The following is a 13,351-nucleotide window of genomic DNA, read 5'->3' on the forward strand; positions in this document are numbered from 1 at the left end:
ACCTGCTTAAGAGATGAAATGTGTGCCACCTGTGAACAGCATATCGAGAATTATTCGCTAGTGCGAGGTGATTTCAATAGAGTATTATAATCGTCCTTAAAATCCCTGGAGATTTAAGGATTATGATTTTTTCACATTAAGGAGTTATTGTATGAATTTGGGTTTTAACAAGGTGAAAGCGGCCTTAGTTCTAGGATCGTTGTTAAGTTTTAGTTCGTATTCGTTTGGAGAACAGACCGTTGCCAAATGTGAGAACTGGACTTTGTCGACCACTTTTGAGTGGGCCGGTTGTAAATGGAATGCCGATGGTGGATGGGCAGATCAAACAAAAGAGTCACTGTTGGATTCTTTGAAAAAATCGGCTGGTGAAAAAGTGAAAGCGGTCGCGCTGAACTATTTAGCATCGGTCATTCCTGGAGGTTCATTCCTTGCTGCATTTGGGGATAAAAGTGGCCCATCGGAATTGCAGCTTGCTGTAAATCAAATTCTGGATGCGATTAAGGTATCCCAGGAAAAAGTTGTTCAGGAAGTAAATAAAATACTTATCACTAGGGATTTTGCGAGTTTGGATGCGTTTAAGCTCAGGGTCCGAAGTTATATGTTGTACTCCGAAACTGTAAAGAAAAATAATTTATATGAACTACAAAACCTATGGAACACTTCTGTTGAATTGCGAAATTTATTTGAAACTCACACTAACCTTCTTGGTGCGGGCGAGACGATAGATTCCTTGCAGGCCTACATGGCAATAGTCTCGTTGGAGATTATGCTTAGGTCGCAGTTAACTGTTTACAATTATTCTATTTCAGGCGAGCCGGAGAGAATTGGCCCTGCGCTAACCAATCATTATCAAGAAGAATTAGCTGAAGTTTTTCTGCATATGAATAATATTGATTGGGTAAAAGGAGCAGAAGCATTCGAACGAAATAAAAAAGAAACTGTTTGGAACGTTGGTAACAAACTTGGTGGATGCGCAATAGGAAAACTTTATGAATTTGATTACTTGAATGAACATTTTACGATCAGGAATGTATGTTCTATTAAAACGGGTCAGTGTGAAACTGATTTTCCGCAAGGTGATTTTACCAAGCTTGGTATAACCCCCAAGCTTTACTCATACACCAGTACGTATAAAGCCTCTGATTGTACCCCGGATAATGCATCGCAAATGCCGTTGAATGATGGCTCTAATTCGTACAGTGGCAGGGCTATGGTAAATACGGCGGCAGAAAATATTGCGCGCAAATTTATTGGTGATGTCTACAAATCAAGCTACACCATTTTGGACCAATGGTGGGAGATGGCAAAGTTTGGTGGAATGCGGCCAAGAAATTATGCTGATAGAGTATTGATCCAATATTATGCTGATAAAATGTTTGTAGCAAATGGCTATTACAACGTGGCGAGTAGTACCGGTGGCGGTTTGATATATACAGACGGTTACGGCGTTTTTGTGGGAGCTTCTGATGGTTCGTCCGCATCAGCACAGTGGATTTTCGAAAGAAATGGTGAGTTTTTCACCATAAAGAGCCGGTTGAACCAACTATTCCTGCAGCTTAAAAATGGTGTTATCGTGTTGGCCGCCATGCCTGCTGATAACTCATTTGCTTATTGGAAATTAACGGATGTTGATGGAAATCTGAAGTTTAGAAATAAAAACCAGTATGATATTTCATTAAACGATGCTGGAAATACGGTAAGTGCAATTCGAACCACAATTCATACTGTTGAAGCGTCTGGATGGAAGTTAACTAAAAAGTCATCACCAGCCCCAGCCGCACCACAATATGCATACTATGGTTCGACCGGTTGCCCTTCTTACGCTAACTGTCCCGGTTATTTTGTGGGCTGGCCAGCGTCAGAGGGTGCAACTTATTACAATTGGAGAGCAACTGTTTCGGGAAGCATTGCACGGGTTACTACTACTTCGACGACTTCTTATAGCAGCCCTTCCTCCTCCGGGGGTGTTCAGGCATGTAATGAGAGTGGCTGTAGTGCTTGGGTTAATTTTGGCACTCGATAATTAGTGATACTTTTGTTCTAAAAAAGTGCGGGCTTAACAATGTAGCCCGCATTTTTTTAGAAAGCGCCTGCAATTTTTAACCGCAGGCTATTATCAAGATCGCCGCTAAAATATTGTTGAAATTGCAGACTGATATCGAGAGATCCAAGGGTTTGTCCTATACCTACAACGCCATACACTCCACCATTAATTTCAATGTCTTCTTCATAGCAATTACTACAGTTGCTGATGCTGCGCTCTGAAGCCAACATGCCGCTAACGCCACCCCGAATCGTAAAAAAACTCATATTGTCTTGCCCGAAACGATACTTGGGACCGTATTCAGCGAACAGCATTAAGGCGTTCGCATCTGACTCTTCATAGCCTTCATCACCGTACCAATTATCCCTCACATATTGACTGAAGGCTGCATTGTCACGGTAAAACAAAAAACTGACTCCCAATGAAAGCGTATTTTCGCTCCTACTGGAATAATACTCGGCTGCACCGCCCACAGCAGTGGCAGTCTCTTCAACACGCGCTTCAAATTTGGCTGCAGCTTCTTTATCGATATTTACATGATCCACATGACCCGACCAGCTCCAGCCGGTGTAGTCAGCGTTATTCGGATTATTGTTGTACGGCCCTGCCGCAAAGCTGGTTGAGGCGAGCAGGCTCGCACCCAGAAAGCAGGTTTTTAATAGCAGATTAGTCATAGCTGTGATCCATCATAAATTGACGAGGGTTTAAAAACGGTGCGCAACACACTGCGATTGAACCGGTTTGTAACGCAAGTTGGTAGGATTTTGGGCGAAATAAACTGTATGGCAACTTAACAATCAGCCTGATAGAGCGGCTTTCCGTGAATTCGGCGCCCCAAGTCTATATAATTCGCGCTTTATTATGTGTCGCCGGTAATTGTCCGGTTTGATGGAGTTCGGCATGTCTGATCGTATAGCCCCCAATCCACGAATTGCTACAGTGGATCGCAACACCCTGGAAACCAAAATCAGTGTCAGCCTCAATCTCGATGGCACTGGTAAAGGCGTGTTCAACACCGGCGTGCCCTTTCTGGAGCACATGATGGACCAGATCGCACGTCACGGCATGATCGATCTGGACGTGACCTGCGATGGCGATACTCATATCGATGACCACCACTCAGTCGAGGATATCGGCATCACCATCGGCCAGGCGATTGCCAAAGCCATCGGTGATAAAAAGGGCATCCGCCGTTATGGTCACGCCTATGTACCACTCGATGAGGCCTTGTCGCGGGTGGTGATCGATTTTTCCGGCCGCCCCGGTCTGGTCATGCAGATTCCATTTACGCAAAAGCGTGTCGGCCAGTTTGATGTGGAATTGTTCTGGGAGTTTTTCCAGGGCTTCGTCAACCACGCCGGCGTCACCCTGCATGTGGACAACCTGCGCGGCCACAATGCCCATCACCAGATCGAAACCGTGTTCAAAGCCTTCGGTCGCGCCCTGCGTATGGCGCTTGAACTGGATCCGCGTATGGAAGGCATTATGCCCTCCACCAAAGGTAGCCTCTGATTTATGACTATTGGTAAGCAGACCGTTGCCGTTATCGATTACGGCATGGGCAATCTCCACTCGGTGGCTAGCGCCCTAAGCCATGTTGCTCCTGAACAAAACGTCGTGGTGACATCCGATCCCGCTGTTGTAGCTGCTGCTGACCGGGTGGTATTCCCTGGTGTGGGCGCGATTCGCGATTGCATGGCAGAAATCAAACGCCTCGGCTTTGATAAGTTGCTGCGCGAGCAAATCGCTACCGGCAAGCCGGTACTGGGAATTTGTGTTGGCATGCAGGCGTTGATGGATCACAGCGAAGAAAACGGTGGTGTGGATTGCATCGGCATACTGTCGGGAAAAGTGCGCTTCTTCGGCGAAAACCATACAGATAGCACTGGTGCACATCTCAAAGTACCGCATATGGGCTGGAATCAGGTGCATCATAACGATCACCCGCTTTGGGTGGGGATCGAGCAAGATAGCCGTTTCTATTTCGTGCACAGCTTCTACATTTTGGCCGATGATGCCAGCCAAGTTGCGGCAACGTGCGATTACGGCGTGCAGTTTCATGCAGCACTGACACGCGGCAACCTGTTTGCGGTGCAATTCCACCCGGAAAAAAGCCATACGGCTGGCCTGCAGCTCCTGAAGAATTTTTTACATTGGGATGGCCGTAATTAAGGCGCAGCAAGCAGCGCCTCAAAACTGCCCAACAACACGCAATTTGTTATCCAAAAATACACAACGATTATCAGGGCGCAGCAAGCAGTGCCCCTACGTGAGATTGAAGATGTTAATTATCCCCGCAATTGATTTAAAAGACGGCCAATGTGTGCGCTTACGTCAGGGCTTGATGGACGATTCCACCGTGTTCTCCGATGATCCCGTCGCTATGGCTGCACAATGGGTGCAACAAGGTTGTCGCCGTTTACACTTGGTCGATTTGAATGGTGCCTTTGAAGGCAAGCCGGTCAATGGCGGTGTGGTTACTGCTATCGCCAAAGCTTACCCCAAGCTGCCGATCCAGATCGGGGGAGGCATCCGCAGCGCGGAAACTATCGAGTACTACCTGAATGCGGGTGTTGAATACGTGATTATCGGCACCAAAGCGGTAAAAGAGCCGCAGTTTGTGACCGATATGTGCAAGCAATTCCCAGGTCATATCATCGTCGGCCTGGATGCCAAAGACGGTTGGGTTGCCACCGATGGTTGGGCTGAAGTATCCAACGTGCAGGCGAGTGAATTGGCTAAACGTTTTGAGCAAGATGGCGTGAGCAGCATCGTCTACACCGACATCGCCCGCGACGGCATGATGCAGGGTGTGAATGTGCAGGCGACTGTGGCCATGGCGCAGGCTTCCAGTATTCCGATCATCGCTTCCGGTGGTGTCACCAATATGGACGATATCATCGCGCTTAAAGCCGAAGCCCACAAAGGCATCTGTGGCGCTATCACCGGCCGCGCGATTTACGAAGGCACGCTGACTATGGCGGAAGCGCAGGCCTACTGCGACGCTAATTAATTCCGGAACTGATTATGGCACTCGCAAAACGCATAATTCCCTGCCTTGATGTGGATAATGGCCGCGTAGTCAAAGGTGTGCAATTTCTGGATATCCGCGATGCGGGCGATCCAGTCGAAATCGCCAAGCGCTATAACCAGGAAGGTGCGGATGAGATCACCTTTCTCGATATCACTGCCACCCACGAAGGGCGGGCGACGACTGTGCACACCGTCGAGAAGATCGCCAGCGAAGTGTTTATCCCGCTTACGGTGGGCGGCGGCATCCGCACCGTGGACGATATCCGCACCATGCTCAACGCCGGGGCCGATAAGGTGGGTATCAACTCTGCTGCGGTATTTAATCCCGATTTTGTTAAAGCAGCATCTGACCGCTTTGGCGCCCAGTGCATAGTGGTGGCCATTGATGCCAAAAAAGTGAGCCTTGCAGGCGAAGCGGCACGCTGGGAGATTTTCACCCACGGAGGACGCAAACCGACCGGGATTAATGCTGTGGAGTGGGCGATCAAAATGGCTGAATTTGGCGCTGGCGAAATCCTGCTGACCAGTATGGATGGTGATGGCACTAAAAAAGGCTATGACCTGGGTGTCACCCGTGCGATCAGCGATGCAGTGCCGGTACCCGTCATCGCCTCTGGTGGCGTGGGCAATCTGCAGCATTTGGTGGATGGGGTGACCGAAGGGCGCGCCGATGCGGTGCTGGCAGCGAGTATCTTTCACTTCCGCGAATACACTGTGCCGCAAGCCAAAGAATTTATGCGCGCCCGGGGGATTGAGGTGCGTTTGTAATGACAGAATAGATTTTTGAAAAACGAAAAAGGGCGCTCACGGAGCGCCCTTTTTCGTGCCCGGCCTAAAGCGTACTTTAGGCCGCGCGATACTGTTTCAGCATGTCCGACACTTTCGGTTCAGATGCTTGAATAAAGTCGATAAATTCACCGACGCCAGTTTCAGCATCGTCGCGGCTATCAAATGGACCTATATCCACTCCTTCACGGGTGGTGTAGTACCAGTAGCCATCTTTCTGTAAGTAGCGACCATGGCGTGAAGGTACTGAACCCTGTTCGCCCGCTCTGTTGAATGTAGCCATATAAGCCCCCTCGCTAAAGTTCCTGAAAATCGAATCCCTCACGGGTTGATCAATTATCACCCTCGCTGATTATAGACATCATTTATAAATGCCGGCTAGATTTAGTTGGTCTTGCAAAGTTGGCTTTTAATAACCAAAAGTTTGTATTTTAAAATTCATGCGCCATTTTTCAGGGCATTAAGACTAGATCAAGAGAAAATGGGTCAATGGGCACCCATATCTGCGGCCAAAGATTGATCGGGGGCGCAATACAGGTTGTATTGCTTTGCTCCCCCAATTGTTGATATTTGCCACTGAGCAACATCAATTGTGATGCTTTGACCAGTTGCACCTTATATTGGTTCAGAAGTGGTTGCAGTTGTTCCAGTTCGGTGAGGGTTTCCGGGTAGGGGTGGCCTATGGCGATAGCTGAACCCTGTTGCTGTGCCAGTTCGAGTGCGCGCAGCAACTGGTATCGAATATTGCTGCGGGTAGGTTCGTCATCGAGGAATACATCGCGTTTGCGACTGGGGAGTTGGATTTTTTCGGCCATTGTCAGCGCCTTGGTCTGCGGACTGGTACGGCTATCGACAAAATATAAGCCTCGCAGCTTGAGCTCTGCCATTAACCATCGCATAGGTTCGGCCTGCTCGGTCAACTGGCTGCCCATGTGGTTGTTGACACCCTGAACATGCGGGATGTTGGCGAGATTTTGGCGTAACACGGTGAGGAATTCGGCGCGCCGCATACCGCTTACCAAACCGCCAGGCCCCAAAGGATAGTTACGGCGATTGCTCATGGGGGCATGCAGCATAATTTCTTTGCCGCGCTGATGGCCGCGCTGCGCAAGTTCAATACCGTGAGGGGTGAAAGGTAAAACGGCGAGGGTGAAGTCGCCCTGTAAATCGGCCGTGCGCTTACCGAGTGCGAGGCTGTAGCCAATATCATCGATAATGATAGCCAGACTGCCTTGCGCAAATACCGGCTGGCTCAGTGAAAGTGCTAGCACAGCCAGCCATAGTGAACCGGAAGCGAAGCACTTGGCCATGACCGTCAGCACGTGGATTTATTCGCTATCGCCTTCGGGGGGCAGCTCTGGCTGGACAACTATATCGGGCGCAATGGGAGCCACCTCTGCTGCAGCCGGAGCAGCAGCGAGCGGGGTGTTTTGGATAAAAATATTCAGCCCTTTGAGCAGGTTCAATGCCTCGTGTAGCTGATTGTCCTCTTTGAGCAATTCCGCACTGCTGATGCGCTTGTTGGCGCGATCCTTACTCGTGCTCTCCTCGCCGCCTTTGGTGTTGCCGAGATGGCGCGCGAGGTCTGCTTCGGTAGTACCCAAGCCTTTTTGGATAGCAGTAATTTCTACGCGTTCTACATCTACATCCGGCTCAATGCCCTGCGCCTGGATCGAACGGCCATTGGGGGTGTAATAGAGCGCGGTGGTGAGTTTGATGGCGCGATCGTTACTGATTGGGATGACTGATTGCACCGAGCCTTTACCAAAGCTCCGTGTACCCATAATCACTGCACGCTTATGGTCTTGCAGGGCACCGGCGACGATTTCCGAGGCGGAAGCCGAGCCATCATTGATCAACACGACGAGTGGTAAGTTATTAGTGATGTCGCCTGCTTCGGCGTTGTAGCCGATATTGCTATTGTCGAGGCGACCTTGGGTATAGACGACCTGTCCGCCATCGAGGAATGCATCCACTACTTCTACTGATGCCTGCAAAACGCCGCCGGGGTTATTGCGCAAATCGAGAATAATGCCTTTGGTGTCCGGGTTTTTCTTTAATTGCTCGCGCAATTTTTTGGCGACATCTTTGCCAGTATCCAGTTGAAACTGGGCCAGGCGAATGTAGAAATAATCCTGCTCCAGAATGCGCGTGCGCACGCTCTGCACCTTGATGATATCGCGCATCAACTCAAAATCGAGCGGCTGATCAACGCCCTCGCGCATCACGGTAATTTTGATCGGGCTATTTTTGGGGCCGCGCATTAAGTTCACGGCTTTATTCAAATCCATACCTTTGACGGGTTTGTCGTCGATACGGATCACCACATCGCCTGAGAGAATCCCCGCTTTGGCGGAAGGGCTGTCATCAATGGGCGTAATGACTTTGACAAAACCTTCGTCGATGCTGACCTCTAATCCGATCCCACCAAATTCGCCTGAGGTGCTAGCTTGCAGATCAGCGAAGGCCTCTTTATCGAGATAGGCAGAGTGGGGGTCGAGTTCAGAGATCATGCCTTTGATGGCATACTCAAGCAGCTTGGCATCATCGATTTCATCGACATAACCGTTGCGGACATGGTCGTAAACACGCGTAAAGGTACGCAGCTCTTCCAGCGGTAAAAGGCCAGCGTCGGTAGCAACAGGCTTGTCGTCAGCTAGGACGGGGGCAGCTAAAAAGACGGGCGATATAAACAGGCTAAGCAGTATGCCTGGGGCGGCTAGCCGGGTGAAAACAGGTGCTTTAAGCCGGAATGTAAAAGCAGCGCGAAACATAGCGTCTCCGATGACCGCAACAGCTGAAATATAAACAGTAAACCCGAGCCGCCAATAGAGCGGCTTAGCGGGCGCACACTAAGCTAAACCATAAAAAAATGACAGGTGTTACCAAAAATAATTCCTGTGTTGCGCGCGCTTAACCGCGCGCTAACCAGCCGCCTGGATCTATAGGTTTGCCATTGTGGCGAATTTCAAAATAGAGCCCGGCGCTTGCCTGCCCACCTGAGTTGCCGACATTAGCAATAGCCTCTCCAGCGTGCACAGGTTCGCCAGCTTTTTTCAATAAATTCTGGTTGTGTGCGTAGAGGCTTAAATAGCCTTCACCGTGATCCACAATCACCAGCAATCCGTGACCGCCAAAATAATCAGCAAACACCACGCGGCCATGATGAACCGCAATAACGGAATTGCCCATAGGAGCAGAGATATAAGCACCGCTCCAGCTCATCTGCCCGGCAATCCGTGCACTGCCGAAACGATGGATCATGCTGCCTTGGGTTGGCCAGGGCAAGCGGCCTTTGCGCAGCGAGAATTTTTCGCCGCCCTTGGGTAAAGGCACATAACCGGGGGAATTGATTGCACCAGTGGTGGCGACACTTTTGGCCACGCGTTCCAGCAAGGCTTGTAGGCGACGGCGATCTTCGCTGAGCTGCTTGAGTTCCTGACTTTTGTTTTTGAGTTGGCTGTTCACTTTGGCAAGCGCCTGCTGGCGCTCACCGTGAATGGTTTTGAGTTGCGCGCGCTGGGCGTCCAGCTCGGTTTGCATAACGCCTAACTCAAGTGTTTTTTTTTCTATCTCTGGTGTGAGCGCGTCAATGCGGGTGATGGTATCAAGATAGGTTTGCATTTTGGCAGTGTGCGCTTCCATAAAATAGCTGTGGTATTTCATGATGCGCGACAACTGGTCGGGCGATTCCTGATTCAGCAATACCTTGACTTCACTCTGCTCTCCGAGTTTGTGCGCCGCACGCATCTGTTCAGCGATTTGTGTCTGTTGATTTTTACGCGCTTGTTCCAGTTGACTGCGTTCGTTTTTTAATTTATCCAACTCTTTATTTTGTTCATTGAGCTGTTTATTAATATCGCTGGCTTTTTTTTGCAGCTCATTAATTTGGGTTTCGGATTTTTCCAGATTTTTTTGTAAATCCGAGCGAGTGCCTTGCACTTGCTTTAATTCTTTTTGCAGCGCTTCAATTTCTTTTTGCAGCTTTACCATTTCGGCCTTTTCATCGGCGTAGGCATGACCGGCAAAAAAAAGGGCCGCACAGAGCAGACTGTTAAGCGTAATAGTTTTGGAAAATACAAAAAAACGCTTCATGTTTTTTAGTTATCTTAGTAGGGAATTTTTCGGGAGTAAGCGCCGAGGTGGAACCAGAGTCCCACCTCGACCGGAATTAACCGAGTGTAATTAAATTTCTGCCAGTCATTTCTGCTGGTTGTGGCAAACCCATCAAATGCAACATGGTGGGCGCTACATCAGCGAGTGAGCCACCCGGTGCAATGGTGCCTTTGCGCGAGCTGCAGAAAATAAATGGAACCGGTAAAGTGGAATGCTGGGTGTGCGGTTGCCCGGTTTCTTCATCGAACATTTCTTCTACGTTGCCGTGGTCGGCAGTAATCAAGGCTTCGCCGCCCACTTTTTCTACCGCTGCCAATACGCGGCCCACACAAATATCCACTGCTTCAACGGCTTTAATCGCTGCCTCCATAATACCGGAGTGGCCCACCATATCGCAGTTGGCATAGTTGCAAATGATTGCGTCGTATTTGCCTGATTCAATCGCTTCAACCAATTTGTCAGTCACAATCGGTGCGTTCATTTCCGGTTGCAAATCGTAGGTGGCGACTTGTGGAGAGGGAACCAAAATACGATCTTCACCGGGATAAACTACTTCATTACCGCTGTTGAAAAAGAAAGTCACATGCGCGTATTTTTCAGTTTCTGCGATACGCAATTGGGTTTTGCCCAGTTGCGAAATGTAATCACCAAATGAATTGGTTAAATCTTCCGGCGGAAACGCGATAGGCGCATTTATGCTGGAGGCGTATTCAGTAGTTTGTACAAAGTGTGCGATTTCTGGATTCATTTCGCGCTCAAACCCGGTGAAGTTTTCTTCGATCAGCGCATTGGTAATTTCGCGCGCGCGGTCGGGGCGGAAGTTCATAAAAATCACTGAGTCGCCATCGTTAATGGTGGCGACTTCTTCGTCTTCGGCACAGATCACTGTCGCTTTCACAAACTCGTCGTTTTCACCGCGTTCATAAGCTGCTTTTAAACCGTCAACAGCGGTGAGCGCATCATATTCAGCGTCGCCGGTAACCATCACATCGTAGGCGGCTTTTACTCGATCCCAACGGTTGTCGCGGTCGAGTGCAAAGTAGCGGCCGACAATCGAGGCAACGCGGCCAGCACCTAATTCGTTAAAAATATCCTGGGCGCGCTGGAGGGATTTTTCCGCGCTGCGTGGCGCCGTATCGCGGCCATCCAAAAACGCGTGCAGGTAAACGTCTTTTGCACCGCGCTGCACTGCCATTTTCATCATTGCATAGATGTGGTCTTCGTGACTGTGTACACCGCCTTCAGAAAGCAGGCCGAGAATATGCACGGCTTTGCCGTTGGCGATAGCGCTATCGATAGCCTTGACGTAAACCGGATTGGTAAAAAAATCGCCATCGCTAATCGCTTTATTGATGCGCGTAAAGTTTTGGTAGACCACGCGTCCAGCACCGAGGGTCATATGCCCCACTTCGCTATTGCCCATTTGGCCTTCGGGCAACCCTACCGCCATGCCTGAAGTTTCAATCAGGCTTTTTGGGTTGTTGGCCCAGAGTTTGTCGAACACGGGTTTGTGGGCCGCGGCAATCGCGTTGTATTTGGTCTTTTCAGAGTAACCAAAGCCGTCGAGGATCAACAGAACTACCGGTTTTTTCGCGCTCATAAATGATTTCCAATGTCGGATTAACATGAATCGGTCGATGCTGGCAGCTGCTTGTGGCAACCAAAGTAGTCAACCGCTAGGTGATGGTTTGGGCAGCCGCCCAAGAGTGATAGGCATTCTAGCGGGTTGGGAGCCTCAACTCTATGTCTGAACAAAAAAGGTCTATGTGCAATCCGGTTACTGCGGCGATTAAACCGGCCCCGAAGCGGCGTCGACCAACGCTATCCATCGTGTATACTTCGCGGCCTTACCGCCCGCTCTGGATAAAGTTTGCCGCAGCCTGCATTGAAATCCACTTTGCCTGCCCCCACTTTCGTCCAACTAGCGCAATCCGGGCGGTCTAAACCTCCTCATCGCTAACTACCAAAAGGCAAGTATCGTGGATTTTTTTGCATTTGTTTCCCAGGAGTGGCTGCTCGTCACCACCCTGATTGTGTTGATTTATGTCTATGTCTGGCGCGACCGTATCAAGAGTGGTCGTCCGGTATCTCCGCACGAAGTCACCAAGCTGGTAAATGGCGGCAATGCAGTGTTGGTGGATTTGCGTGATAGTGCTGAATTTAAAGCAGGTCATATCGTGGGTGCCTTGAACATCCCCTTCGCCAAGCTCAGCAAAGAATCGACCGAAGTGGCGAGTTACAAAGATAAAACCATCATCCTCGTCGACAAGCTCGGCCAGCATGCCGGTGCTGTTGGCCGTTTCCTCGGTAAAGAAGGTTTTGATGTGCGTCGCCTCGGCGGCGGGATTGCCGAATGGCAGGCGCAAAGTTTGCCGCTGGTGAAAGGCAAGTAATCCTTCGCTTACTTTTATTGTTATTCCTGGAGTCAACTATGGCGCGCGTGTTGATGTATACCACCGCAGTTTGCCCTTACTGCGTTAATGCCAAGAAGTTGTTGGCGCAAAAAGGCGTTGCAGTGGAAGAAATTCGCGTCGACAGCCAACCGCAATTGCGCCAGGAAATGATGGCCAAAAGCGGCCAGCGGACTGTCCCACAAATCTGGATCGGCGAGCAACATGTCGGCGGCTTTACCGATCTTTGGGCGCTGGACAAAGCCGGAAAATTGGATGCGCTACTGGCGCAAAACTAAACCGATTTTTTACCAAAAAAGCTAAACAAATCATTCATAAACCAGTCAAGTCGAGTTCACTATGTCAGAAGAAAATAACCAACAAGATGCTGGCCAAGCAGCTGCGGGCGGCCCGGTATTTGCAATCCAACGTATCTACTTAAAAGATATATCCTTTGAAACCCCTATGGGTCCTGAGGCGTTTACCAAAGCCTATAAGCCAAATATTCAGCAGGATCTAAACATCCAGGCCAACCAGGTTGAGGAAGGTCTGTTTGAGGTGGTACTGCTGCTCACTATCACGGCGCGCACTGAAGATCGCGCGGTATTTTTAGTTGAAGTAAAACAAGCCGGCTTGTTTGCGATCTCAGGTATTGAAGGCCCGGCAGTTACCCAGCTGATCAACACCGCGTGTCCGCAAATTCTATTCCCCTATGCGCGCGAAGCAGTTGACAGCATTCTCGGTCGCGGCAGCTTCCCACCCCTGATGCTCGCGCCGATCAATTTTGATGCGGTATTTGTGCAGGCAATTACTGCTGCGCAACAACAAGCTGCACAGGCGCAAGCGGAAAAGCCGGAAGTTGTGAATTAATTCAGCCGCCGTGCGCGACCTGAGCGGCTCGAGCCACTCAGGTTGACACAAAGGCAATCACGCAGGTGGTTGCCTTTTTTATTGCGTGTAGATACGAAAGGAAATCTGTCAT

The 13,351-nt window shown here is 49.7% G+C and carries 14 protein-coding genes; 8 read left to right on the top strand and 6 right to left on the bottom strand.

The window, feature by feature from the left end; genetic code table 11:
- The first annotated feature begins 151 nt into the window (after positions 1-151).
- Complete coding sequence (locus J2X05_RS16320; protein WP_310074466.1) at positions 152-2,023, top strand: RICIN domain-containing protein; 1,872 nt, start codon at positions 152-154, stop codon at positions 2,021-2,023.
- 56 nt (positions 2,024-2,079) lie between these two features.
- Here J2X05_RS16320 and J2X05_RS16325 read toward each other — a convergent pair whose 3' ends face one another.
- On the bottom strand, positions 2,080-2,718 hold the full coding sequence (locus tag J2X05_RS16325) for a hypothetical protein (protein ID WP_310074467.1): 639 nt from the start codon (positions 2,716-2,718) through the stop codon (positions 2,080-2,082).
- A gap of 226 nt (positions 2,719-2,944) precedes the next feature.
- Here J2X05_RS16325 and hisB point away from each other — a divergent pair, with 226 nt between their 5' ends.
- The 4 genes from hisB (at position 2,945) to hisF (ending at position 5,845) form a co-directional block, all read left to right on the top strand.
- Positions 2,945-3,556: an imidazoleglycerol-phosphate dehydratase HisB gene (gene hisB, locus J2X05_RS16330; RefSeq protein ID WP_310074469.1), complete on the top strand. Its 612-nt coding sequence runs from the start codon at positions 2,945-2,947 to the stop codon at positions 3,554-3,556.
- A gap of 3 nt (positions 3,557-3,559) precedes the next feature.
- Positions 3,560-4,216 (top strand): imidazole glycerol phosphate synthase subunit HisH, encoded by a 657-nt coding sequence (gene hisH, locus J2X05_RS16335; RefSeq protein WP_310074471.1) that lies wholly within the window; start codon positions 3,560-3,562, stop codon positions 4,214-4,216.
- A gap of 109 nt (positions 4,217-4,325) precedes the next feature.
- Positions 4,326-5,057 (top strand): 1-(5-phosphoribosyl)-5-[(5-phosphoribosylamino)methylideneamino]imidazole-4-carboxamide isomerase, encoded by a 732-nt coding sequence (gene hisA / locus J2X05_RS16340; RefSeq protein WP_310074473.1) that lies wholly within the window; start codon positions 4,326-4,328, stop codon positions 5,055-5,057.
- Positions 5,058-5,071: 14 nt separating this feature from the next.
- Positions 5,072-5,845 carry an imidazole glycerol phosphate synthase subunit HisF gene (gene hisF / locus J2X05_RS16345; RefSeq protein ID WP_310074475.1) on the top strand — a complete coding sequence of 258 codons (774 nt, stop codon included), beginning with the start codon at positions 5,072-5,074 and terminating at the stop codon, positions 5,843-5,845.
- A 76-nt stretch (positions 5,846-5,921) separates the two neighbouring features.
- On the opposite strand, the gene J2X05_RS16350 is transcribed toward hisF, so the two are convergent.
- The 5 genes from J2X05_RS16350 to gpmI form a co-directional block, all read right to left on the bottom strand.
- Positions 5,922-6,146 carry a DUF6316 family protein gene (locus J2X05_RS16350; protein WP_310074477.1) on the bottom strand — a complete coding sequence of 75 codons (225 nt, stop codon included), beginning with the start codon at positions 6,144-6,146 and terminating at the stop codon, positions 5,922-5,924.
- A 169-nt stretch (positions 6,147-6,315) separates the two neighbouring features.
- Complete coding sequence (locus tag J2X05_RS16355; RefSeq protein WP_310074479.1) at positions 6,316-7,173, bottom strand: divergent polysaccharide deacetylase family protein; 858 nt, start codon at positions 7,171-7,173, stop codon at positions 6,316-6,318.
- An 18-nt stretch (positions 7,174-7,191) separates the two neighbouring features.
- Positions 7,192-8,637, bottom strand: a complete 1,446-nt coding sequence (locus J2X05_RS16360) for a S41 family peptidase (RefSeq protein ID WP_310074481.1) — start codon at positions 8,635-8,637, stop codon at positions 7,192-7,194.
- Positions 8,638-8,776: 139 nt separating this feature from the next.
- On the bottom strand, positions 8,777-9,958 hold the full coding sequence (locus J2X05_RS16365; RefSeq protein WP_310074483.1) for a murein hydrolase activator EnvC family protein: 1,182 nt from the start codon (positions 9,956-9,958) through the stop codon (positions 8,777-8,779).
- A gap of 76 nt (positions 9,959-10,034) precedes the next feature.
- Positions 10,035-11,579 (bottom strand): 2,3-bisphosphoglycerate-independent phosphoglycerate mutase, encoded by a 1,545-nt coding sequence (gene gpmI, locus J2X05_RS16370; RefSeq protein ID WP_310074486.1) that lies wholly within the window; start codon positions 11,577-11,579, stop codon positions 10,035-10,037.
- A gap of 379 nt (positions 11,580-11,958) precedes the next feature.
- Here gpmI and J2X05_RS16375 point away from each other — a divergent pair, with 379 nt between their 5' ends.
- From J2X05_RS16375 to secB, 3 genes are all read left to right on the top strand, one after another.
- Positions 11,959-12,372 (top strand): rhodanese-like domain-containing protein, encoded by a 414-nt coding sequence (locus J2X05_RS16375; protein ID WP_310074488.1) that lies wholly within the window; start codon positions 11,959-11,961, stop codon positions 12,370-12,372.
- Between the two features lie 38 nt (positions 12,373-12,410).
- Complete coding sequence (gene grxC / locus J2X05_RS16380) at positions 12,411-12,668, top strand: glutaredoxin 3 (RefSeq protein WP_310074490.1); 258 nt, start codon at positions 12,411-12,413, stop codon at positions 12,666-12,668.
- Between the two features lie 61 nt (positions 12,669-12,729).
- Positions 12,730-13,239 (top strand): protein-export chaperone SecB, encoded by a 510-nt coding sequence (gene secB / locus J2X05_RS16385; RefSeq protein WP_310074492.1) that lies wholly within the window; start codon positions 12,730-12,732, stop codon positions 13,237-13,239.
- The last annotated feature ends 112 nt before the right edge of the window (positions 13,240-13,351 follow it).

Source organism: Cellvibrio fibrivorans (assembly GCF_031457055.1).
Taxonomy (GTDB): domain Bacteria; phylum Pseudomonadota; class Gammaproteobacteria; order Pseudomonadales; family Cellvibrionaceae; genus Cellvibrio; species Cellvibrio fibrivorans.

Coding starts and splice junctions, on each gene's coding strand:
- J2X05_RS16365 (WP_310074483.1), bottom strand. CDS start 9,958: ATGAAGCGTTTTTTTGTATTTTCCAAAACTATTACGCTTAACAGTCTG.
- hisA (WP_310074473.1), top strand. CDS start 4,326: ATGTTAATTATCCCCGCAATTGATTTAAAAGACGGCCAATGTGTGCGC.
- hisB (WP_310074469.1), top strand. CDS start 2,945: ATGTCTGATCGTATAGCCCCCAATCCACGAATTGCTACAGTGGATCGC.
- gpmI (WP_310074486.1), bottom strand. CDS start 11,579: ATGAGCGCGAAAAAACCGGTAGTTCTGTTGATCCTCGACGGCTTTGGT.
- grxC (WP_310074490.1), top strand. CDS start 12,411: ATGGCGCGCGTGTTGATGTATACCACCGCAGTTTGCCCTTACTGCGTT.
- J2X05_RS16320 (WP_310074466.1), top strand. CDS start 152: ATGAATTTGGGTTTTAACAAGGTGAAAGCGGCCTTAGTTCTAGGATCG.
- J2X05_RS16360 (WP_310074481.1), bottom strand. CDS start 8,637: ATGTTTCGCGCTGCTTTTACATTCCGGCTTAAAGCACCTGTTTTCACC.
- hisH (WP_310074471.1), top strand. CDS start 3,560: ATGACTATTGGTAAGCAGACCGTTGCCGTTATCGATTACGGCATGGGC.
- J2X05_RS16350 (WP_310074477.1), bottom strand. CDS start 6,146: ATGGCTACATTCAACAGAGCGGGCGAACAGGGTTCAGTACCTTCACGC.
- secB (WP_310074492.1), top strand. CDS start 12,730: ATGTCAGAAGAAAATAACCAACAAGATGCTGGCCAAGCAGCTGCGGGC.
- J2X05_RS16355 (WP_310074479.1), bottom strand. CDS start 7,173: ATGGCCAAGTGCTTCGCTTCCGGTTCACTATGGCTGGCTGTGCTAGCA.
- hisF (WP_310074475.1), top strand. CDS start 5,072: ATGGCACTCGCAAAACGCATAATTCCCTGCCTTGATGTGGATAATGGC.
- J2X05_RS16325 (WP_310074467.1), bottom strand. CDS start 2,718: ATGACTAATCTGCTATTAAAAACCTGCTTTCTGGGTGCGAGCCTGCTC.